The 22094-nt window shown below is 71.9% G+C and carries 15 protein-coding genes and 1 pseudogene; 9 read left to right on the forward strand and 7 right to left on the reverse strand.

What is annotated here, in order from left to right; all coding sequences use genetic code 11:
• Positions 1-6: 6 nt before the first annotated feature.
• A complete protein-coding gene (locus ABT093_RS20125) occupies positions 7-1833 on the reverse strand; it encodes a hypothetical protein (RefSeq protein WP_350566055.1) in 1827 nt (608 codons plus the stop codon).
• Between the two features lie 888 nt (positions 1834-2721).
• Here ABT093_RS20125 and ABT093_RS20130 point away from each other — a divergent pair.
• The 5 genes and pseudogenes from ABT093_RS20130 to ABT093_RS20150 all read left to right on the forward strand — a co-directional run bounded on the left by ABT093_RS20130 (position 2722) and on the right by ABT093_RS20150 (position 6041).
• Positions 2722-3339 (forward strand): RNA polymerase sigma factor, encoded by a 618-nt coding sequence (locus ABT093_RS20130; RefSeq protein WP_350566057.1) that lies wholly within the window; start codon positions 2722-2724, stop codon positions 3337-3339.
• Positions 3336-4049 (forward strand): hypothetical protein, encoded by a 714-nt coding sequence (locus tag ABT093_RS20135; protein WP_350566059.1) that lies wholly within the window; start codon positions 3336-3338, stop codon positions 4047-4049. The genes ABT093_RS20130 and ABT093_RS20135 overlap by 4 nt, the downstream gene beginning before the upstream one ends.
• 275 nt (positions 4050-4324) lie before the next feature.
• Complete coding sequence (locus ABT093_RS20140) at positions 4325-4840, forward strand: hypothetical protein (RefSeq protein WP_350566061.1); 516 nt, start codon at positions 4325-4327, stop codon at positions 4838-4840.
• A 129-nt stretch (positions 4841-4969) separates the two neighbouring features.
• Positions 4970-5299, forward strand: a pseudogene (locus ABT093_RS20145) (transposase); the annotation flags it as partial.
• 55 nt (positions 5300-5354) lie between these two features.
• A complete protein-coding gene (locus tag ABT093_RS20150; RefSeq protein ID WP_350566063.1) occupies positions 5355-6041 on the forward strand; it encodes a cytidylate kinase family protein in 687 nt (228 codons plus the stop codon).
• Between the two features lie 249 nt (positions 6042-6290).
• Here ABT093_RS20150 and ABT093_RS20155 read toward each other — a convergent pair whose 3' ends face one another.
• The 4 genes from ABT093_RS20155 to ABT093_RS20170 form a co-directional block, all read right to left on the reverse strand.
• Positions 6291-6659: a DUF6009 family protein gene (locus ABT093_RS20155; RefSeq protein ID WP_350566065.1), complete on the reverse strand. Its 369-nt coding sequence runs from the start codon at positions 6657-6659 to the stop codon at positions 6291-6293.
• A 123-nt stretch (positions 6660-6782) separates the two neighbouring features.
• Entirely contained in the window at positions 6783-8360 is a 1578-nt protein-coding gene (locus ABT093_RS20160) for a DNA primase family protein (protein WP_350566067.1), read from the reverse strand.
• Complete coding sequence (locus tag ABT093_RS20165) at positions 8357-9433, reverse strand: bifunctional DNA primase/polymerase (RefSeq protein WP_350566069.1); 1077 nt, start codon at positions 9431-9433, stop codon at positions 8357-8359. Before ABT093_RS20165 ends, ABT093_RS20160 begins: the two co-directional genes overlap by 4 nt.
• 835 nt (positions 9434-10268) lie before the next feature.
• On the reverse strand, positions 10269-10670 hold the full coding sequence (locus ABT093_RS20170) for a hypothetical protein (RefSeq protein ID WP_350566071.1): 402 nt from the start codon (positions 10668-10670) through the stop codon (positions 10269-10271).
• Positions 10671-10998: 328 nt separating this feature from the next.
• On the opposite strand from ABT093_RS20170, the gene ABT093_RS20175 reads away from it, so the two are divergent.
• From ABT093_RS20175 to ABT093_RS20185, 3 genes are all read left to right on the forward strand, one after another.
• Positions 10999-15192: a DEAD/DEAH box helicase gene (locus tag ABT093_RS20175; RefSeq protein WP_350566073.1), complete on the forward strand. Its 4194-nt coding sequence runs from the start codon at positions 10999-11001 to the stop codon at positions 15190-15192.
• Positions 15189-16439 (forward strand): hypothetical protein, encoded by a 1251-nt coding sequence (locus ABT093_RS20180; protein WP_350566075.1) that lies wholly within the window; start codon positions 15189-15191, stop codon positions 16437-16439. The genes ABT093_RS20175 and ABT093_RS20180 overlap by 4 nt, the downstream gene beginning before the upstream one ends.
• A 260-nt stretch (positions 16440-16699) precedes the next feature.
• Complete coding sequence (locus ABT093_RS20185) at positions 16700-17527, forward strand: DUF4240 domain-containing protein (RefSeq protein WP_350566076.1); 828 nt, start codon at positions 16700-16702, stop codon at positions 17525-17527.
• Between the two features lie 107 nt (positions 17528-17634).
• Here the strand turns inward: ABT093_RS20185 and ABT093_RS20190 are convergent, their stop codons facing one another.
• Both ABT093_RS20190 and ABT093_RS20195 read right to left on the reverse strand, forming a co-directional pair.
• The gene (locus ABT093_RS20190) at positions 17635-18120 is read right to left on the reverse strand and encodes a S1 RNA-binding domain-containing protein (RefSeq protein ID WP_350566078.1); all 486 of its coding nucleotides are present in this window, start codon (positions 18118-18120) and stop codon (positions 17635-17637) included.
• A 6-nt stretch (positions 18121-18126) separates the two neighbouring features.
• On the reverse strand, positions 18127-19725 hold the full coding sequence (locus tag ABT093_RS20195; RefSeq protein WP_350566080.1) for a competence protein CoiA family protein: 1599 nt from the start codon (positions 19723-19725) through the stop codon (positions 18127-18129).
• Positions 19726-20230: 505 nt separating this feature from the next.
• On the opposite strand from ABT093_RS20195, the gene ABT093_RS20200 reads away from it, so the two are divergent.
• On the forward strand, positions 20231-21760 hold the full coding sequence (locus tag ABT093_RS20200) for a nuclease-related domain-containing protein (protein WP_350566081.1): 1530 nt from the start codon (positions 20231-20233) through the stop codon (positions 21758-21760).
• The last annotated feature ends 334 nt before the right edge of the window (positions 21761-22094 follow it).

A 22094-nucleotide genomic window follows, 5' to 3' on the forward strand; every position in this document is an offset into this window, starting at 1 on the left:
GGGCGGTCAGGCGGTGTCGGGCAGGACCAGGCCCGGAATGTAGGGTTCGTGCCGGCTCAGGGCGATGGTGCGCGCGCCCGGGTGGCCGCCGATGGCCTCCTGCGAGGCGGTCACGATCTGGGACAGCGGACCGTCACCGGCGGCGGTCTGCGCGAACAGGCGCAGAAGGTAGGTGCGCACCCTGGCGTCGGCGGGCGTGTCGCTCAGTCCGGCCAGCGCCGCGTCGACGACCAGCAGGCCCGGAACGCTGCTGCCCGCGACCTGCTGGCCCAGCTCGCGCAGACTCACCAGCGCGTTCAGCTCCACCAGCGCAAGGGTGGAGCCGGCCACCGACACCTGGTCGAAGGACTCGCCGTTGACAACGGGGGTGAACCCCTCCTGCGCGATGTGGGCATGCCGCCACTGGGTGCCGGCAGCGGCCATGCGGCGCGCGAACAGGACCGACCACTTCTTCAGTAGAACGTCCAGCCGCGCCCGCGCCTGCGACTGCGCGTCCGCCAGGGCCTGGGCCGCCTTCCGCACAGCTGACTCAAGCCGCTTCACCGCCTTCTGCTGCGCCGTGATCCCTTCGATCAGCTCGTCGGTGCGCTCACCGAGCTGCTCGGCCAGCACCGTCAGCTCGCGGACCTTCTTCTCGGCCTCGACGGTGGTCAGCCGCAGAGGTTCAACGGTCGCCTCGGCGAACACGCTGGCATCCCGGTACGCCTGTCGCACCGCCCGGTGTGCTGCGGTGGCGTCCTCTCGGGCCTGGGCCGCGTGCTTGCGGAGCACGTCGCAGAGCTTCGTGGCGTCCTCCACGGCCTTGACCGCGGTGCGAAGGCGCTCGTCCTCCGCCGGGTTCTGGCCGCGTCGGCCTGGGTCTTCCGCCTTGCACATCGGGCAGACGTGGGCGGCCAGGCCAGCGGTGCGCAGGCGCTGGTGGCAGGTGGGGCAGGTGGTCGGGTCGGGGGAGCGGAGCTGGGCGAGGCGGCCTTCGGCTTTGCCGAGGCGCTGCAGGGCGTCACCGAGTTGCTTCTCGGCTTTGGTGGCGGCCCGGTCGGTGTCGTCGGCGGCCGGGTGGGACTTTTTCGCCGCGTCGCGTAGCTCCTGCAGCGTTTTGTTGGCGTCGCCGAGGACCTTGGCCGATTTGCGGGCACTCTCGCGTGCCTGGGCGAGGTCCTGTTCGACCTGGTGGCGGCGGTGGGCGAGTTCCTCGGGCGTGCTGAATCCGAACTTCGCCCGCAGGGCCTCGAACCCGGCCAGTTGCCGTCGGGCGGAGGTGAGCTCACGCCGCAGATCGCGGTGGGCGTCGCGGGCGGTCTCGATGGCGTCCTCGCGCAGGCCGAGCATCGCGCGTACCGCGAGCTCGCGCAGCTCCGCTTTCATTCCGCCGAGGAAGGTGGCGCCGGTGCTGGCCTGGCGCACGTACATGAACGGGATGATGTGCTCGATCCGAAGGACCTTGCCGCCCTGGCGCAGCGTGGGGATGCCGAACTGCTCCAGGAGGAAGCGGGAGGCGGTGGGCCGCTCGGGGTCGCGGGAGGTCAGGGGGAGGCGCATCGGGGCTTCACCCGTGCCGGTGCGTTCGAAGTCCACGCTCCTGCTGGTGGGGTTGTGTGTGATCCGCCATCGTGACCCGCCGATCTCCATGGTGGTCCAGATCTGGTCGCACGCCTTGATGGCCGGCATCGCCTTGAGGAACGGTGCCGGGCCCCAGGCGAGGAACATCGCCTCCATGCCGGTGGACTTCCCGGCGTCGCTCTCTCCTTCGACCGACACCCACTGGGCGGTCAGGCTTCGCTCGGCTTCCCGGCCGTCGGTCTTGAACCCCTGGGACTCCACGATGACCTGCACTGCAGTCTCCTTCGCGCCGCCGCGGTTCCTTCGCCGCCGGCCGGGGAACGAGGGCGCCCGGTCAGGGGTTATGCCGCGTGCCCGGAGGGCACCGGGGCGCGTGAATCTTCGGTCAGGGCGTTGACGGCGGGACGGCCGACGGCTGGTTCGGTGAGCTGCTCTGGGCGGTCGTGCGGTGGCTGCGGGCTTCCCTGGGCTGCCCGGGATCGGGGGGCTTGGGGCGGCAGATGCCGGCCGACGGACCGAGGCGGGCACCTGAGCCCTTGCGGTGGCAGCGACGGCTGCCGGGGTTGGGCTGCGGCGGCGATGCGGTCGTTGATGCCGCCGCGCGTGCTGAACGGCGGCGGCAGGCTCCGGTGGTGCTCGGGGAAGCCCTTGCTCTGCCAGCAGGTCGCCGCGCTGCGCCTGGTCGCGGAGGACTGGATGGGGGACAGTTGGCGGGGCCTGGCGGGCTGGCCTTCCTGCCCGGCTGCCCGGCCGGGTTCAGGCGGCGGGCTGGTCGGCGACGGCCGCAGATGCCGGCGGTGGACCCTCCGGTCGGCTGATCGAAACCGATCACTACTTTCCGCACTTGTCTAAACACTTTTAGTTGAGATTCTTCTGCACGATTCGCCTTCCCCGTTCGCTTCACAGGTGGAGGCCTACGTGCCTCCGGCGCCGCAGGCAGGGGTCGGCGCCTCCTCACAACGACCTTCTAAGGGGAGGGACTGTGGACCAGGACAGTGCAGCGCAGCTGGCAACGGTGGCCGTGGCGACCCGAGCGTTCACCCGTGACGGACTTCGTCTCGCGCGCCGGGTTCTGTCCGCCGGCCTGCGGAGCTGGATCGGCCGCAGGGCCCGCACGGGCCGGCGCGCCGAGGGTGGCAGGCATCTCAAGCGGGGGCAGCGGTGACCCAGGCCGAGACCGATCCCGAGGACGGAGCCGTCGAGTCCGCCGTGACCGAAGGTGCGCACCAGAGGGTGCCGTACGAGACGTGGCCGCCGGCCTGGCAGGCCGCCTTCTGGGCGTTCCACAGCCAGGTGCGGACCCGGTACTTGGAGTGGGCCTACCTGCAGTTGGGGTCCGACGCGGACGCGGAAGAAGCGGTTGACGCCACATTCGACGCACTGACGGACAAATGGGATCAGATGCTGCGGATGAAGAACTTGCCGGGGTATGCCTGGACGGTGCTTAAGCACCGGGTCGTCGACCAGCTGCGGCGCCAGGGACGGCACGCGGTGCCGATGGACCACGCGGTGTTCGACGCCGCCGTGGCCACCCGGACCCGTGACCCGTTCCAGGACCTGACCGAGGCGATGGTGGCCTTCCAGGAGCTGCGCCGGCTTCCGGAACGGCAGCGCGACGTGATGGAGCTATGCGCCTGCCTCGGCTTCACGACCGAGGAGGTCGCCTACCTGATGGGGGTGGAGCGCGCCACGGTGCGTTCGCACATCCGACAGGCGCGCCAGCGCCTGGCCTACCGACTCCGCGAGGACGTGGAGGGACCCGAGGGAGAGAAGCAATGATCGACGATCGCGACGCGGCAACACCGGAACTGGAGGCGCTGCTCGCCCGGCTGAACACCGGCCGCCGGTACGACGCCTACGACCTCGACGGCGCGGAACAGCGGATGGCGCTGCGCCAAGCCGCCCGTTCGCGCTGCCTGAACCCGTCGGGGTGCGCGCTCGGCCCGGTGGCCCGCTCTTCCGCAGCCCAGGCGTGGTGGACGCGGCCGGCTCTTGACGGGCACGCGGCCGTCGATCAGGCACGGTGGGACCTGAGGGCGGTATGCACGCTGATGGTGGTCGACAACGAGGCGCCGGAGCGTCTCGGGGCGTTCATCAAGGACGACTACGTCGACGATGGAGCCGGGGCCCGGGTGCTGGCTTGCCTGCTCCACCTGACCGGCCATCCAGACGGAGCACGCTGGTGGTGGCAGTGGGCCGCAGGTGCCGGTGACGGCACGGCCGTGTACTGCCTCCTGCTCGACCACGCCCGGCGCGGCGAGCTTCAGGATGCCCTGGTCTGGGGTCACCAGCTCAGCCAGTTCGGCTTCGCACCCGAGCAGTGGGGCAGCCGGGCCGACGCGCCGGTCTTGGCCGACGACCTGCCCGACCTGGTCTCCGAGCACATCGTCAAGCGCGTCCACCCGGTGCTGGGCACCTTTCCCCTGCCCGAGACATCGCTGGTCGGTGCCCTCCGGGAGCTGGCCGCCTTCGACGTCGGCACCCGCTAGCCCGCACCGGCTCCCGCGGGCGTCCGTCGAGGAGGCGCCGATCTCCCGGCGCAGGGTCGGCGGGCCCGGGAAGGCCCGACACCCCGAGGGCCGGAGCACCGCCTGAACAGGCCGCCGATCCCGCCAGTGGCGGCGTGAACGCCTGTCCGGCGCGGGGACGGCTGGCGGCGCACCGGAGGCCGAAGCGGCCGTGCGCCGCCGGCCGGACGGGAATCCGCAGATCGACGGCCGCGTTCACCGGCATCGACTGCGGCGGCCGGCTCGTTGGAAGGGGCATGACCCGCCGTCGCCACCTCGGTCCCGGAACAGCCCTGCGCGGCGCCCTGGACCAGCTCACCGCCCCGCCCGCCCCGACGGCCAGGCAGCAGGAGTGGCTGCTCAACTCCGCCCTCCAGGACGTCGTCGAGGAATCCCGCACCCTGGTCGAGGCCTGCGCGCAGCGGGTCGCCGCCTGGGAGGAGCAGGTCCTGTCGGCGGACTGCGACGAGCTGCGGGAGATCGCCGCGGAGGCCCGGAGGGAGGGGCGCAGCCCTGTCGACGCCGTCGACACCGCGGTCCGGACCGCGCTGGGGGACCTCGTACGGTGGGAGGCGGAGCTGGCGGGCCTGGCGGCCGCGCTGGTCGAACGGAGCGCGCAAGTCGGCCTGGTCGGGCTCCACCCGGACGCGGTCGATGCCGGGCGAGGACTCGACGAGCGGCTGGAGTGGGCTCGGGTGCAGCTGCTGCGGGCGGTGGCCGAGTACCACCACGGGTCGGCCGGGCATCAGCGGCGCATGCCGCGCCCCTGGTAGCGGCTCAGCCCGAGAGGGAAGAGCGCCAGGGTCCGTGGTCGGCGTTCCGTGCCCGGCCGCCGACACGCCCCGGTTGCTGGCCGAGAACCGCGGTGGCCGGGCACCAAGGCCCTACGGGCGACCCGCACATACGGCACGAAATGGCCCAAGGCCATCGCGAAGATCACCGACGACCGTGACGAACTGCTGGCGTTCTACGACTTCCCGGCGGAGCACTGGGTGCACCTGCGGACCACGAATCCCATCGAGTCGACGTTCTCCACGGTCAAGCTGCGAACCAAGGTCACCCGGGGGGCCGGCAGCCCCGCTGCGGCCCTGGCGATGGTGTTCAAGCTCGTCGAGTCCGCCCAGGCACGCTGGCGTGCGATCACCGGCGCCCACCTGGTCCCGCTCGTCCGCGCCGGTGCCCGGTTCGAGAACGGCATCCTGGTCGAGCGAGAGGAGACGGCAGCAGCCTGACACACGTGACCGGCCATAGGGTGTGCTCGTATCACGAGACAGGGACGGTGGCAGCATGGACGGCGGCACTCGCAGCGAACTCCTGAGCCGCCTGGCCGAGACGATTGAGTCCGTCACGGTCGGGCACCCGGTGCGCGTCGCCATTGACGGGCCGCCCGCCGCTGGCAAGACGACACTGGCCGACGAACTTGCCGCTGTCCTGCGCGCACAGGGCCGCGAAGTCATCCGCGCGACGATCGAGGGCTTCCTGTTCCCCAAGGCGCAGCGCTATCAGCGCGGCGAGTACTCGCCCGAGGGCTGCTACTTCGACAGCCACGATCACGACACGATGTGCCAGGTCCTGCTCGACCCGCTGGGCCCAACCGGTGACCGAAAGTTCCAGCAGGCGGTCTACGACCGAGGCAGCGACACCGCGTTGTGCCTCCCTATCACCGAAGCACCCGCGGACGCCGTACTGCTCTTCGACGGCGTCTTCCTCTTGCGCCCGGAGCTGGCCGACCGCTGGGACCTCAGCATCTTCGTCTCTGTCACGTTCGAGCGGACGCTAGATCGCGCCCAGACCCGAGGTGAGGCGTTGGCCGGATCCGCAGCCAGCGCAACCGAGATCGAACGGGCCTGGCGCAACCGTTACATCCCGTCCCAGCAGCTTTACTTCGCCACGGCTCGCCCAACTGACCACGCCGACATCATCGTCCACAACGATGAGCTCCAGCGGCCGGCCTGGGAAATACGATCACGCTGATCTGATCCACAGGATTTGACAATTGCTCGGGTCGGACAGGTCGTCCGACCTCCTGTTCAGGTACGGCGCGTCGAGAAGCCGGGTCGAGCCACGGACTCGGTCGTCCTGGCCGGGGATCACGTTGCCGGGCAGGGTGTTCGCTCATCCGCTGATCACCCGGACGGCGAGCGTCCAGCGGTCCGCCGTTCCTGTGCCCTCTCGTCTCTTCGCACTGGTGTCTGGGCGGAAAGGTCGGGCCCGGGCGCTCGGTCAGGACGGGGTGGTGCCGCGTTGGGAGCGTGGGGTCTTCTCACCGACGGTGCGGGGTTCGACGGTGCGCGGGTCGACTGCCTCGCCCGGGGCACCAGCGGCGTAGAGGCCGTGGGGGTCGAGGTCGCGGTCGTGGGGGAGGAGGAAGAACACGCGGCGTCGGTGGAGTCCGCTGTCAGGGTCGGCCTGGGCGGTGTCGTCGAGTTCGGCGTAGCCGACCATGCGTCCGTCGCGCAGCCAGCGGGGCTTGCCGCGGCGGCGGGGGGTCTTGTCGATGGTCTGGCGGACGTAGTCGAGTGCGGCGGGGTCCTCCAGCCAGACCACATTCGCTTCGTGGCTGAGAACGCTGCTGTTCAGGAGCGAGCTCATGACTGGGGGCTTCCTTCCTCGCGGTGCGCCGGGAGTGGGTGGTGTCTGCATCGTAGAGCGGCAGGGGGCGCGGGGTGTAGGTGGCATGAGCGGCGGCCGTGGTGGTGCCCGCGTTGGGCGGGGTCAGTCGGTGGCAAGGAGGCCGATCCCGGGGTAGTACTTGCGGCCGTTGCTCTTGAGCATGTCGTTGGGCGTGGCCAGACCGAGGTCGCTGCGGACCCGGGTGGCGAAGGCGCGGGCGCTGGTGGGGCGGACGCCTTCGCCAGAGTTGCACCAGGTGGTGTAAGTGGCGTAGAGCTGGCCCTGCTCGACGCGCAGATCGGCGGCCTGGTCGCTGTCGCGGGTGCAGCACTCGGCGAGGAAGCGGCCGATGGTGTCCTCGGTGGTGGCGTAGGCGTTGGTGGCCAGGCGCACTCGGGCGGGGCCTTCAAGCGGGTCGGCCGAGGTGAGGCCGTTCTTACGGGCTTCGCGCAGGCGGTGGTAGCGCACGGCGCCTTGGACGATCCAGTGCAGGATGCCGGGCCCTTCGTCGCGCACGAGCTCGAAGGCCAAGTTGTCGATCTTGTTCTCGTCGGAGACGGTCTTCTCGAACGGCACGAGGCGGATCCGGCGCCAGAAGGCGAAGCCGCCGGTGGTGACCTCGGGGCGGTGGTTGCCGAGCAGCCACAGGTGGTGGGTGGGCGTGAAGGAGAAGTAGTCCTGCCGCATCCGGCGTGCCTTGATCTTGTCGCCGCCGGTCAGCAGTTTGACGCGGGCCTCGTCGAATCGGTCGGTGGCCTTGAGCTCCGAACAGACCACCAGGCGCCGGCCGTGGAGCTCGGTCAGCTCGGTGGAGTGCTCGGTGAACGCGCCGCGGTCCATCAGGAATCCGGGTGGGGCGGCGTCGGCGTAGTCGCCGAGCAGCTGCAGCATGACGTCCAGCAGCACGGACTTGCCGTTCGCACCGAGCCCGTGCAGGAAGGGCAGCACCTGGCCGCCGACGTCGCCCGTGGTGGAGTAGCCGAGGAGGACGTGCAGGAAGTCGACCATCTCGCGGCCCGGCTCGTCGTCGCCGAACGTGTCGGCCAGGAAGCGGTCCCAGCGCGGTGTCGGTGAGGCCTCCGGCGCCACGCTGGTGGCACGCGAGTGGGACCCGGCCAGCGGAGAGGGCTTGTGTAGGTCGCCGGTACGCAGGTCGACCACCCCTGCGGGAGTGCACAGGGCCCAGGGGTCGCTGTCCAGTTGGTCGGGCGCCATGGACAGATGGGGACTGGCCTTGGCCTGTTCCAGGAAAGCCTTGATCCCTGCGGTGGAGCTGGTGCGCCGCCGGTGCAGGGCGATCTCCCGGTTGGAGTAGATCATGTCCGGGTCGCTGGTGGGCATCTGCTCGGCGAGTTCGCCGGCCGCCCACAGGACGGCCTTCTCCGAGCCGCGCTTCCACCGGTACCCGCCCCACTCGTACCAGCCGAGGCCTTCGACGTGGCGGAACTGCTCGTGGTGCAGGCGCGCGAACAGCTTGGCGTTGCCCCGGTCGGTCAGCGACGCGGGGAGCACTCCGTCCTGGTCTGCGGGCCTGGGCGTACGGGCAGCCGCAGTGGCCTTCTGAGCGGGCAGCGGCGCGCTGGGCGTGAGGGGTGCGGCGGCGAGCTCCTCTTCGAACGCCAGCATCTGCTGGGCCGCGGCTACGGCGTCGAACCCCTGCGGGGTGTCGGCGGCGTTCATCGTCGTCGTCCTTCGATGTGGAGCGGGCGGCGGGCACCGGCCGCGAGTGAGGAGGTGATCAGGGCGTCGATGCGGCGTGACCGCCCGGGCCGGGCTGCGAGTGCGGCCTCGCGTAGCAGTTGCGTGCCCTCAGCCAGATCCAGGTGTCCTGCGGCGATCAGGCCTCCGGCGGTGAAGGCGGCCCGGTTGAGCTTCTCCGTGAACCCGGCGCCCTGGGCGACGCGGGAGCAGTCGGTGACCTCGGCCAGCAACGGCTGCAGCAGCCGGCCAGCCACCTTGGGGCTGGGACGTCGGGGTCTGCTTCCCAGAATGGGCTCAGGCTGGGTGTCGTGGTCTGTGTCGAGGCGGTGGCCGGTGCGGGTGAGTTCATCGGCGATCCAGACCGGAAGCGGCGCTGGCAGGCTGGCGCCCGCCAGCGGGGTGTAGGCGCCGACGCGGGTTTGGGTTCCGGGGGCGACGATGTAGCCGCCGTGGGCGCGGACGTCGACCTGCCAGGCCAGGGCGGTTCGGGAGCTTGATCCCGTGGAGCAGCGGAACGCGGTGTCGGTGCGGTACCAGATGTGCAGGCCACCGCTGGGGGTGCGCACCCGGAGGGTCGAGGTGTCCTTAGCCGGGTCACTGTTGCGGCGGTAGGCAGCGAGCAGCGCCAGGGTGTCGTAGCCGGAGGCCAGGCCGTCGAGGGCGATGTGGTCGGGGATGCGGATCCCGGGCAGAAGCACGGAGCGGTCAGGCACCTCTGGCGCGTGCGCGTCGATGTCGATGACGACCAGACCGGCCGGGCCGCAGGCGACCCCGACGCCGAGGCCGGGCTCTTGGCCCCACCAGCGGTCCACCAGTTCCATGTCGGTAGTGGCGGCGTGGAAGCCGTGGCAGTAGCGCCCCTGTGCGATGCACGGGCAGTGCTGCGGGTCGTCCCTGCTCTCCCGGCATACCCGGCAGTTGCCCGCCGGCGTCTTGCGACCGAAGGCCAGGGGGTGCACCGGCCAGCCCTGAACAGCACACCACCGGGCGACCTCGTGCCCGCGCGGAAACGTCACGGCGGCTAGGCCGCGGGTCTGCTCGGCTGCGGGCATAACGGATCCTTCGAAGGGTTCCCGGGCCGCTAGGCCGGCTGTCGAATGGACAGAGACCAAAGGGACCGAAGGGACCGGATTCTGAAACGGGATCCAGAGCCTAGCGTGTCGTCGCACCCCAGCCCCGCCCGCCTCGCCCCGGCGCCGCACGACCGCACACCACCCTCACCCGGCCGGGCCCGGCTACGACCGGCTCAGGTCAGCCGGTCTGCCGGATTTGCGAGAGACCGAAGGGACTGAACCCGCAAACTGTATCGGCCGGTGCGTCGGTGTCCCCGGGACACGCCGAAATCCCGCAACCGAATGGTTCCGCCCAGTCCCTCCAGACCCTTGGCCGTCCGGAGCCCGTCCTCCAGGGACCGAATCGACCGCAGGGGCCGTGATCGGCTGCGGCAGAGCGCGCGAACTGTTCAGTCCCTGCCACAAAATCCCAGCTCAGGGCATGTATGGATGATGCGACAGGGACTGAAGGGACTCACCTTCCCCCTTATCAGCGAATCTAGTACTTCCCTTGTGTACGCGCGGGCGTACCCGTACAGCGAACCACTTTCGCAAATCCTGGCCATAACTGGAGAGTCGGGTCCCTTCGGTCCCTGCCGCACCATGCATAGGGGCTTTGACCTGGGAAAACACCGCAGGGACCGAGAGAGTGACCGAGCAGCGGAGGCCCCCCGCAGGTCCCTTGAACGCCTTCGGTCCCTCCTGCGGGCGGGCGACCGGCAGTCCCTCTTCTGTGCAGGCCAGTCCCTGCACGTTTCGGCAGCGGCCGGCTCTGCCGGGGTTCGGTGGGTCGCGCCGCTACCGTCGGCGCGCCTGGGTGGGATGAGGTGTGGCGTCAGGCCGTTTCGTCGGAGGCCAGGACGCGATCGAGGTACTCCTCCCGGAGGGCCTCGTCGAGCTTGCCGTCCATCGACAGGGAGCGGCGCAGGGCCCGGCCGCTGAGGCCAGCGGAGACGCCCAGTCGACGGGACGCCTCGTACTGGATCTCCCTCAGGGTGATCATTGCCCAGGACGGGTCGTGCCGGATGTACCAGTCGAGCATCTTGGCGATGGGGATGCTCAGGCTGAGATGGAACGAGTTGAGTTCGAACGAGGGGTCCCCTCGGTGGCGTTCGACGCTGGCGGCCCATACGTCCAGAACGGCGTGACGGACGGTGGCGCTCAACGGCGCGGCCGGGACGAGCTCGTCCAGGCCGATCGCGACGTTCCAGGCCAGCTCGTTTGCGACCTCCTGCACGGCTGCCTCGTTCCTGCTGCGCAGGACCCACCGCTGGCGGATGGCCGGCGCTGTGTGTCAGCACCCGCCCGGGGCCGGTACACCCGGTCGGCGCGCGAGCTGGTTCCCCCACCACGGCACGCGGTAACGGCACAATGCCAAGTGCCGCTGTCGAGTCCCTGTGGAGTGTGCTGTGCCGGTCGCATCCCCTGAACACCGATCCGACGCGCCCACGGTGCCCTCACCGGCCGACGTGGCACAGACGAGCCGGTGGACGTCGATACCGGAGAAAGTCTTCTCGACAGCGCTGCAGAAGAGCGTGCAACTCGGCCGACATGACCCCGAACTCGTGGACGAGGCGGTACGCCGCGCCGAGGCCGGGTCCGTGCCGGTCCGCGACGCGCAGACGCTGCTCCTGGAAACGGACGCCCCGTGCTGGCGGCCGGCGCGCGAAGCCGCGCTTCGCTGGCTCGCCAGCCGGCCCGAGTTCGCGTCCGCGGTCCTGGCCACCCACACCCAGGTGACAGGGCTCCCCCAGGTAGGCGTCATCGAGGAGCACGTCGAAGGGCAGGGCTTCGCATGCCGGGCTGCGATCGACCTCCCCGACGGCACGGTGAACGGCCCGCGCCGGTACGCCTCCGCGAAGAAGTCCGCGAGGCAGCAGGCGATGCTGGGGCTGCTCGGCCGACTCGCCGGCCTCGCTGTACCCGACCCGCAGCCTGCCGTCCGGACCACTGCCGCGCACCGTGACGCCCCGGCCCCTCTTCTCCCGTCGGTGCAGTCACCGTGGGAGGACCTGGGCCGTGAACGCTTCTCGGCGGCACTGACCGGGCTGGCGCGCCACAACGCGCCCGCCCCCGGCCTGATGGCCGAGCTGGAGAACCGCAAGGTCACCGGGCGGCTGTCACCGAAAGACTGGCTGACGGTGCTCACCCTCACCCCGGGCGGCGAGCCCTGGGATGCGGCGCGGGACCTGGCGCTGCGTGCGGCCAGGGACGAGCCGGGCCTGGCCGCCGGCATCGTCAACCTGCTGCGGCAGCAGGTAGGAGGGCTGCCGGTGTCGTATTCCGAGACCGCCTCCGGACCCGGGAACCGCCTGCAGTTCGAAGTCACCGCCGCCATGAACTCTACGGCCGGCCCGGTGACGGGATCCCCGCAGAGGGCCAGTTCGAAGAAGGACGCCCGCCACCTGGCGCTCGTCTCGCTGCTCGCCGCGATCGCATGCCGGCCCGATCCGCGAGACCACGAGGAGCCGGGTACGCAGCTGCCGGAGGCGCTGCGTACCCGTCCGAACAAGGACCCGCGGGCCCTGCTGAACCAGGCCGTCGTCGCGGGGCTGGTGTCCCCGCCGCTCTACGGCATCACCTCCAGCGGGGCCGTGACCCGCTGCCGCGTGCAGGTCCAGATGGACGGCCGGCTCATCGAGGCCGCCGCTGCGGGAGCCACGACCACCCACGCAAAGGTCGCCGCGGTGGACCAGCTGCTCGGCCGCCTGCGCGCCGCCTACCTCACTCCCGACCACCTGGGCCCCGCCACCGCCATCCCCGTTCCGGAACCCGCGACCAAGCCCGCCCCGGAATCCGGACCGTCACCGGCACCGGCACCGGCACCGCTCCCGGTGCCCGGGCCGCGCGCCCGGCTCCGGGACGCCGAGCCGGCGTGGACCCGCGCCGCCGACGCGCTCGCCTGGGCGCTGGACTCCGGGTGCGCTCTGCTGTTCCACCCCGCGCAGCCGGACCGGCTCCTGGTCTACCGGTGCGACGGTTCCCCAGTCCACGACTGCGCCCCGCCCGACGGCCTGGAACCCGCCACCGCGGACGTCGTTCTCCTCGGCCCCACCGGCAATGTCTGGCGGACCTGCGTCCAGGCCTGGGCCGCCCCGCTGCGTCTGCTGCTGCCCCACCTCGCCGCTCCCGCCCCCCAACGGCACCCGACGGTCACGGGCTGGGGCGCGGTGGCGCGGCTGGCCCTGCACACCGTGGCCGCCGGCGCGGTCATCCCCGCCATCGACGACTACGGACGCGACACTTGGCGCCCGGTACCCGGGCCGGAACTGGAGGACGCGCTGCGCCGGGCGGCGGCCGTGCTGCCCCCGTTCGCCCACGCCGTCACCGCCGGGACCAATCCGCTGCGCGTCCACCCGCCGCTGCCGGCGGCGAGCGCCGTCCTCGACGCCCTGGTCGACGCTGTGGTGCGCGGCCCCGGCGCCGCGGTGATCCACGGCGAGGGTGCCTTCGCCGCGCCGCCGGCCGTGCAGGACCCCGTCGTGCAGCGCTGGGCGGACGACGTGGAGCGCGCCGCCGACCCGTCCCCGGAGCCGGACCTCGTCCTGACCGTCCAGGACCCCGGCCTGACCCCCCGGATCCGCGACGGCGAGCCCGTCCTGCGTGCGCACCTGACCCCCCGGATCCGCGACGGCGAGCCCGTCCTGCGTGCGCACCTGACCGTCCGCCACGACGACACCGGCCCGCTTCCCGGCGCCGCGAACCCGTCCGCACACCAGGGCCCGCAGCAGTCACTGGCGGGCCGCCCGGCCCGGCGGGTTCTGCGGCGCGGCGCCGCCGCGTGGCCACCGCTGACCCGCCTCGCTCACGACCCCGTTCCCGGCACGATCGACCTCACCGGCGCCGAGGCAGCCGGCCTGCTCGGCGACACCGCCGCACACCTCGCGGCCGCCGGCGTCCACGTGCAGTGGCCGCCGCAACTGGCCGACGCGCTCGGCTCCTACACGGTCATCGGCTCCGCCCCCGGCACCGGCGCACCAGAGCGGGCCCTGACGATGGAGGCGATGCTCGACTGGCACTGGCAGCTGACCATCGACGGCTGCGACCTGACGGAAGAGGAGATGGACCAGCTCGCCGAAGCGGCGCGCCCGCTCGTGCGCCTTCGGGACCGCTGGCTCCTCGCCGACCCCGCCCTGCTGGCCCGCGCCCGCGCCCGCCACCTCGGGCAGCTGCCCACCCGCGAAGCCCTCACCTCCGCACTGGCCGGCTCCCTCCTCCTCGACGGCGCCCTCGTCCCCTGCCGCGCGTCCGGCACCCTGGCCACCGTCGTCACCGCCCTGCGCACCGGCCGCCAGGACAGCCCGCCCGTCGCCCTGCCCCCGGGCCTGACCGCCACGCTGCGCCCCTACCAGCAGCGGGCCCTGGAATGGCTGGTTCACCTGACCGCGCTCGGGTTCGGCCCGCTGCTCGCCGACGACATGGGCCTGGGCAAGACCCTGGTGGCCCTGGCCTACATGCTGCACCGCCGCCCGGCCGCTGCCGGGCCGGTCCTGGTGGTGTGCCCGACCTCGCTGATGGATACCTGGGAGCGCGAGGCCGCCCGGTTCGCACCGGAGCTGCGTGTGGTGCGCTACCACGGCCCGGGCCGACGCCTGGAGCCCAACCTCGGGCCCGGGACCGTCGTGGTCACCACCTACGGCACCATGACCCGCGACACCGCGGCCCTGGCCGCGCACTCCTGGGACCTGGTGGTCGCCGACGAAGCCCACGTCATCAACAGCGGCACGAACCGGGCGTCGGACGGGATCCGCACCCTGCCTTCCGCCTGCCGTCTCGCGATCACGGGCACTCCCGTGGAGAACCGCAGCGAGGAGCTGTGGGAGCTGATGGACTGGCTGAGCCCGGGCCTGCTCGGCACCCGCCGGGCCTTCCGCGCCCGGATCGGACGCCACACCGAACGCGACGCCGACGGCGGCGCCGCCCAGCTGCTCCAGCGGATCACCGGCCCGTTCGTCCTGCGCCGTCTCAAGACCGACCCGCAGATCGCCGCCGACCTGCCGGCCAAGATCCAGAAGCTGCACCCGGTGACGCTCAGCCCGGAGCAGGCCGCCCTGTACGAGGCGCTCGTCCGCGAGACTGAACACGACCTCAGGACCCGGCCGCGGGCGGCCCGGCCCGGACGGGTCCTGGCCCTGCTGCAGGGACTGCGCAAGATCGTCAACGACCCGGCCGTCTACCTCGGGGAACCGCCCGAGCAGGCCGCCGCCGACCTGACGGCGGCCCGCCGGCGCTCCGCCAAACTCGACGAACTCCTGCGCCTGGTCGACACCGCCCGCGCCGGCGGCGAACAGGTCATCATCTGCGTGAACTACCTGCCCGTCGGCAACCTGCTCGCCGCCTACCTCACCCAGGCCGGCCACCGCTGCGAGTTCTTCCAGGGCTCCACCCCGGCCGCTGTCCGCACCCGCATGGTCGACGACTTCCAGGCAGGACGCCTGCCCGTCCTGGTGCTGTCCGTGCGCGCCGGCGGCACCGGCCTCACCCTCACCGCCGCCACCGAGGTCATCCACTACGACTCGCCGTGGACCGGCACCGCGCTCGACCAGGCCTCCGACCGGGCCTTCCGGATCGGTCAGACCCGCACCGTCCACGTCCGACGGCTCGTGGCCCAGGGCACCGTCGAAGAGCGCATCGAGCAGGTCGTCGCCCACAAGACCACCCTGGCCGACGCCGTCCTGCCGGCCGGCGAAGGCGCCCTCGCCGACCTGGACGACCACGACCTCACCGCGCTCGTCACCCTCGGAGGACAGGCCCGATGACCACCACCCCGGCACGCCTGCTCGGTGACCCGTTCGCCGACGGCCTCCTGCAGGCCATCACCACCTCGGCCGGACGCCACCACGCCCGCCTGGACACCGCCCGAACGCTCCCGCACACCGCCTACACCGGCCAGCTCAACGTCACCAGCACCGCGAGCGTGCGCTCCACGGTCTTCGCACCGGAGTCCACCCGGGCCCGCACCGCCCTCTACCTCGGCACCCTCAGCGACTCCCAGTGGAACGACGCCGCCGCCACCCTCGCCGCCCGGCCCCAGCCCCTCGCCGCCATCCTCTCCGGCCGCGTCCACCCCGACCTCCTCGACCCCGCCCACACCGCCGGCCACTGCCTGCTGCCCGCCGGTGTCGGCTTCGAATGCTCCGCCCACCCGCCGACCGCCGCCGATCCCGACGGCCTGCTCTGCGAACACGCGGCGATCCTCGCCCACGCCCTGGTCAACCGCGTCCGCCACCAGCCCACCGCGCTGCTCGCCATCCGCGGCTGCTCCCTGAGCCGCCTGGCGGCGAAGATGCGCACCGCGCTGTCCACCGGCCGCACCGCCGCCACCCCCGCCCCGGCGTTCCCACCAGCGGCCGACGATCCGCAGCCCGTCGGCAGCCCCACCGACCCGGTGCGCGCCGACGACGCGTACAGCCTCTGGCAGGCCCGCACTCCCGCGCACTCCGACGCGGAACCGGTCCTGCCGGCCGTATCCCCGCTGCCCGTGCCGCCGCCGCAGGTCACCCCCGGCATCGAGGCGCTCCTCGCAGACGCAGCCCAACGCGCCCGCGCCATCCTCGACGGCGCCCCTGTCGCCGATCTGGACGCCCTCACCGACACCATCCGCTACCTCGCCACCCCTATCGGCGCGCCCTCGCTGGAGAACGTCGCATCCCGTTTGAACCGCCCGGTCGCCGACGTCCGCCGCCTGGTCCTCGCCCAGCGGCACGGCGGCCCGGCCGGCGTCCACGCCGCCGACGGCCCGCTGCCCGCCGATCCCGCCGTCGTCGACCGTGCGCTGGCCGACATCATCGCCGCCCAGCCCACCGCCCGCGGATCCCTCCAGGCGGACGGCAACCGCATCACCAACGACCACGCAGGAGTGCAGCTTCGCCTCGGGCCCGACAGCCGATGGCACCCCTTCGTCGCCGGGCTGACCGGGGCCTGGCAGCCGGCGCCCGGCCCGTCGGCCGACGCCGTCGCCGCCTACCGGGCCGCCCGCACCACCCGGCTCGCCCGCCCCCGGTAGCCGTCGGCCCGCTTGAATGCTCCCGGACGGAGGGCCAGGTCGGCCAGACATCGAGGGGGCCGTTCACGAGTAGGGCTGACCATGGAGCTTCCAAGGCCCCCCAAGATCGCTTCCCATCCGCATGGTGATCGTTTCCCGGCCCGCTATGTCACAGGGGCGTGTGAGACTGCCGGGCAGCGCAGTGCGGCAACAGACGACAAAGGCTGGGTGCGATGGGATTCGAGGGCCAGGTCTGGCAGCTGGTACGCGGGGATGAGCTCGTGGGCGAGATCGTGGTCGAGGAGACCGACTTTCCCTGGCTCCGCGGACGATTCATCGCAAGCCCGGCCTTCGTCATGTTCGAGCCGCTGTTCGCCCGATCACAGGCACTTGCCGACGGTGAGGACTGGGAAGGCTTCGACGGCGCCTACGACGAGATCAGGAAGGCGCTGTCGCTGCTGTCGCCATCGGGACCGGTTGCCGAGTTCCTGCTCCACGTCCAGGGCAGGGACGCTTGGTTCAGATGGAGCGACGAGTCGTTCGACGACGAGGAAGAGCATGGTGATCACGCCGTGAACGAGTCGAGGGCTCCGCTGAACAGTGGCGTCGACCACGGCTTGCCGGTGATGACCTGGGAGCGGTTCTGGCAGCTCATCGAGGTGCTCGGCGGTGAGGCCGGCATCGAGACCTGCCAGGGTTTCGAGGACGCCTGCGGCCACCTGACCGAGGTTCTCTCGCGCGAACCGGTGAGTCAGATCATCGGCTTCGGAGAGCGTCTCGCGGAAGCTCTCTACCGGCTGGACCAGGCGGACTTCGGCACGCTGCCCGTCCTCGGGATGGAGCTGGCCGATGGTTCGCCGTTTCCGCAGTCGGACGACAGTTTCCTGTACTCGCGGGCTGCCGTCGTGGCCGCCGGCCGCCAGGCATACGAGAGCGTCTTCGGTCACCCGGAGCGGTTCGCGCCGTTCACCGCCTTGCACTGCGAGGAACTGCTCTACGTCCACGAGGAGGCGTTCGAGCAGGTGACCGGAACGGAATGGGACCGCCTCACCCGCTATGTCTACGAATCCTGCTCGAACACTGACGGTTGGCCCGATCTCCACAAGTGACAACCGAAAACGGCTGCCGAGGCGTCCGCTCGGCAGAGGTGGCCGCATCACTGGGGCTCGTCTGCTTCGACCTTCAGGCTCGGTGTCTCCGGGCGTGAGCCCGTGCCCTATGGCACCCGGTCGACTGACAGGCTGATCCGGCGCCGTTCGAGGTCGACGGCGAGGATACGCACGGAAATCTCCTGGCCGTCGCGGACCGCCTGCCCGGCCACCTCGGCGGGCGGGCCGGAGAACGCGGCGGCAGGTATGAGCCCCTCGACGCAGTGGGCGATGCAGACGAACGTTCCGATCGGCACGGTCTTGGTGACGCGTCCGTTGACGACTTGGCCGATGCGGTCGGCGAACGTGGGCAGCAGGTCCTCGTGGTGGGCCCACGTGGCGAGCGTGACTCCGACCTGGTGGTTGTGATCGGCGTGCCAGTTGATCCGGACACGTCCGCGAAGATCGTCCGCTACCGGCCCCGCCAGGCGCCGGACGCCTGGGAGGACGTCGCACCGTTCGTGCGGTCCGTCGTCACGGCGACGGTCACCGCGGCAGCGCCAGGCGTTCGCGCCGCAGCCAGCCGACGGCGTCCCGAACCTGCCGGCGCCCACGCCGGGTCAGCTGTCGAGAACTGCGGTCTCCGTCGGCGCAGCCGTTCCTGTTCGGCTGGTGATCCGCCGCCAGGGCTTCTCGTAGGTACCGCCGCAGAGCCGACAGTGGGCCTGGAAGAGTGCGGAGGTAGGCGAGAAGGTGGTGCTGGGCTCGGCGGGCTGCTCGCGGCCGTCGATTCGCAGGAACAGCTGCGGCTGCTCGCAGCCACAGGCCGGCTTCCGCTCCGGCTCCTGACCGGCCGTCCTACGGGGAGACACCCGGCGGGGCGCTTCCCCGTGTCGGCTGCTGCTACCCGCGTCCACCAGGACGGCTTCCATCCGCTGGTCCTTCGGGCGCTTAGGCGCACCGTACGCCCACCGGCGGAAGCGCTTCATCGCGAAGTCGTCGTCGAACAGCAGCAGCAGTCCGGCCAGCAGAAGGTGCGCCTGGCCGCGAGCCAGAGCGCGCTGCGGGTTGAGGACCGCGACCGGCTCGCCGTCCCGGTCCAGCAGCGGTACCCCGCCGGCCCAGCGCGGATCGCCCAGGCTCCACCCGACGGTCCCCGTGATGCCGTGCGCCCGCGCGAGGTGGTCGAGCGCCCTCGCGGTCTGCGGGCGGCCCAGGGCCTTCTCCCGGGCCGCGGCCGCCACCGCAGTGCCGCGCAGCACGTCCTCGGCCTTCATCGCCTGGAACCGCTGTCGCTCCCGGCTCGCCTCGTTCAGCTCGCGGACCTGGGCACGTCGGGCCTCCAACCGGCGCTGGCTCGCCTCCCACCTGCGCTGCCGGGCGGCGTCCTCCGCTTCCCGGGCCCCTCGATGCCGGGCCCGCTCCTCCGCCTCGCGGGCCCGCTGCCGCTCGACTTCTTCCACGTGAGCCCGCTCGGCTCGGATGTACGCCGGCGCGGTCCACACCGTCGTCAGTTCGCGCAGCTCGTAGTCGAGCCGGACCTGCCGCTCGTGGGCCACCGCCCGACCGGTGAACATCCAGGCCAGGAAGTCCGCCAGCGGCGGCGGGGCGACTGCGGTCCAGCACCAGCGGTCGAAGCGCACCAGCCCCTCGACCACGGTCAGCGGGCCGCCGTCCCCGGGCCCTATCCGCACCGAGGGCACCTGGCCCAGCCACGGCGGCTTGGGCCGGTCGCTGAACCAGCAGGCGGCCACCCCCTGCCCACGCATCCGCTCGGTCCGCGCCCGGATCTCAACAGTGGTGATCGGCGACAGCTGGGCCTCCAGCGCGATACGCCAGGAGCCGTCCGGCGCCGACGCCAGCACGTCGGCCCGCCACGATCCATCCGGCGCCCTCACCTCAAGCTCGGCGTGCGCACCGGCGTCCCGCGCGGCGCTGAGCAGCTCCAGCTTGAGCAGGTGGTGCGCCTCCGACTCGCCCTCACGCGCGATCTCGCAGTCCGGTGCACCCGGGTCATGGGCGAAAAACCTCACCCCGCACGGTGAGACCTTGGCGTGCAGAGGGTGTCGGCACTCGTCGCACGCCAGCGGCGCCCGGGGCTGGACCCGGTGGACCTGTGCCCAGGACCTGCCGCAGCCCAGGTCGGGCAGGTGGGCGAAGACGACGCCCCACCTCGCGTGAATAGCCTTCAGCGCCACCAGCACCTCCCGAAGCGGCACGCCACGACCACCTGACCATCCGTCATGCCCACGGCGGTTGTCCAGAGCACCACCCGCGTCTGGCCTCCGCCTCGCGGCGTACCCTGCGAAGGCCGGGCGGTGTGACATCGTCTGAGGCTAGGCAGTCTGTCTGGAGGCTGACAGTGGACCTGCTCCTGTACCACCGGACCGACGGTGAGTCCGCCGCCGCAATCCTTGCCGACCGGCACATGATCTCCCACGACCCGTCTGGGCTGGTCTGGTTTTCCAGCCGACCGGACGACCCAAACGGCCTGGACTACGGCGACACCGTCGTCACGGTCCGAGTACCCGCTTCACTCTGCCGCCTGGAGCAGACGCTTGGTCGGAACGAGAAGCACTACACCGTCCGAGCACATGACCTGAGACCACACCACTTCGACCTTGAAAGCGCCAGGCCGGCTTGCCCGGAGCAGCCTGGCTGGGCGGGCGTGCCGGGGCGAAACCCGGTGCGCGACGAGGGCCGCAGGGTGCAGAATCGTCGGCCATGCGGCGAACCCTCTCCCCTTACCCCGTTCCGGAGAACCAGTACTTCGAGCGGGTCCTGCGCCACGACCCGAACTCGCTGACGCAGTTGATCGCGGCCACCAGCGCTGGCCTTCCGCCCGTCCGTGACCTGGGCTCCAAGGGCCTCGGCCTGTACACGCCCGGAGCTCTGCTCGACGCGGCCTGGGTCTCGCTGGCCCGCGGCCGGGACGGCCGGCCCCCCGCAACCAGCGCCGACCTCCTGGAAATCCTCGACCTGTACCTGGCCCTGGACGACCCGGTCACCCGGGACCCCGAAGGCATGGAGCGCTGGACCGGGTACCTGCAGCGGACCGCCCACCACCAGGGCCCGTGGCAGGACGACGCCTACGCGCAGCTGAGCCGCTCCATCGCCATGCTGGACCAGACCCCCTACCCGGACGACGCGGACAACCCGCTGGAGGTCATCCTCCCGGGCTGGGACCAGGAGCTGCTCGGCTGCTCCCTGGCGGACTATCTCGGTATCGCCCAGCTCGTCTGGGCCTGCGCCACCGACCAGCCGAATCCGCGCCGCCGCGGCCGGTTCGCTCTGGACTGGTACCCCGTCGAGGACTACGACCAGTTCGACGGCCTGCGCTCTCCCGCCCAGGTCAAGGCGGTGCTGAACCGGCACTTCGTCACCACCAAGAACAGGCTCCGCGCGGCCTTCCCCGCGGACAGCGACCCGCTCGTGCGCCGCTACACCCACAACCCGCTGCGCTCCCGCCCGCTGGTCGGCGGCGTCCCGGGCGGCTACCTCGTCCCGGTGCCGGCCGCCGTACTGGGCAAGGCCACCCCGCTCGGCCTCTACTACACCGGGGGCGACAACAGGTCGGTGTGGGGCAACGGGTTCACCAACGACCTCGGCAAGCTCTTCGAGCGCTACGTCGGCCGCCAGCTCGACCTGCTGCCCGACGCCGAGATCCACCCCGAGATCCTGGTCGAGATCTCAAAGAAGGAGAACACGAAGACGATCGACTTCTTCGTCGTCTTCCCCGACCTGGTCCTGCTGGTGGAGGTGAAGTCGTTCCGCCCGAGCGAGCGGCTGCGGCTCGGCGGGCCGGACTTCACCACCCTCCTCGCCAACCAGTTCGAGAAGCCGTTCAAGCAGATCAACAAGTCGGTCCGCCTCCTGCGCGACGGCGGCCACCAGGAGCTCGCCGGCATCCCCGCCGACCGCCCGATGCTCGGGATGGTGGTGACGATGGAGCCGTTCCACCAGATCAACACCCCCGCGCACCGGGTCGCCCTGCCCGCAACCGAGATCCCCGTGATGGTCACGTCCATCGGCGAACTGGAGGACGCGGTCACCATCACCGGGACCAGCCTGGCCGATCTCCTCCGCGCGGCCTACGACGCCGAGGTCGTGTACCTGCGCCAGCAGTTCCCCCGGTACGAGTTCCTGGAGCACAACGCCGTCCTGGAGCAGGGCTGGTCCGCGATCCCGTTCGCTCGCCCCCGCCGGCCCCGGGCCCAGGACGATCGTGTCGCCGAGTCCGGCAGCACCGGCTGAGCCGGCCCCGGCCTGCCCGGCGGCCGGGGTCGTTGAACCCCGCTGCCGGCCGCTCCGGCTGCGGGGTTCAACGCCCCCGTGATCTCCTCACCACCCGAGCCCCCGCGGTGTTGCGACGGCCCCTTGCACCCGAGGACCGGTCCGGGCCTTCACCGTGCCCGGCCCCGCGAGCGGCGGCCGGCCCCCCACGGCAGCCGCCCTCCGGGTGCCAGGCGGCGCATCAGCGCGCGGCCGGCGGCGCCGGGACGCGCTCCAGGGCGGCGCCGGGCCGGCTCACCGAGCCGGGGGCGGGGGCCCCGGGCGCCGGCCCCCGCGCCCGGCGGCGCCCCGCGGC

Source organism: Kitasatospora sp. NPDC002551 (genome assembly GCF_040296005.1).
Lineage (GTDB): Bacteria > Actinomycetota > Actinomycetes > Streptomycetales > Streptomycetaceae > Kitasatospora.

Coding starts and splice junctions, on each gene's coding strand:
- ABT093_RS20135 (WP_350566059.1), top strand. CDS start 3,336: ATGATCGACGATCGCGACGCGGCAACACCGGAACTGGAGGCGCTGCTC.
- ABT093_RS20140 (WP_350566061.1), top strand. CDS start 4,325: ATGACCCGCCGTCGCCACCTCGGTCCCGGAACAGCCCTGCGCGGCGCC.
- ABT093_RS20150 (WP_350566063.1), top strand. CDS start 5,355: ATGGACGGCGGCACTCGCAGCGAACTCCTGAGCCGCCTGGCCGAGACG.
- ABT093_RS20155 (WP_350566065.1), bottom strand. CDS start 6,659: ATGAGCTCGCTCCTGAACAGCAGCGTTCTCAGCCACGAAGCGAATGTG.
- ABT093_RS20160 (WP_350566067.1), bottom strand. CDS start 8,360: ATGAACGCCGCCGACACCCCGCAGGGGTTCGACGCCGTAGCCGCGGCC.
- ABT093_RS20165 (WP_350566069.1), bottom strand. CDS start 9,433: ATGCCCGCAGCCGAGCAGACCCGCGGCCTAGCCGCCGTGACGTTTCCG.
- ABT093_RS20180 (WP_350566075.1), top strand. CDS start 15,189: ATGACCACCACCCCGGCACGCCTGCTCGGTGACCCGTTCGCCGACGGC.
- ABT093_RS20200 (WP_350566081.1), top strand. CDS start 20,231: ATGCGGCGAACCCTCTCCCCTTACCCCGTTCCGGAGAACCAGTACTTC.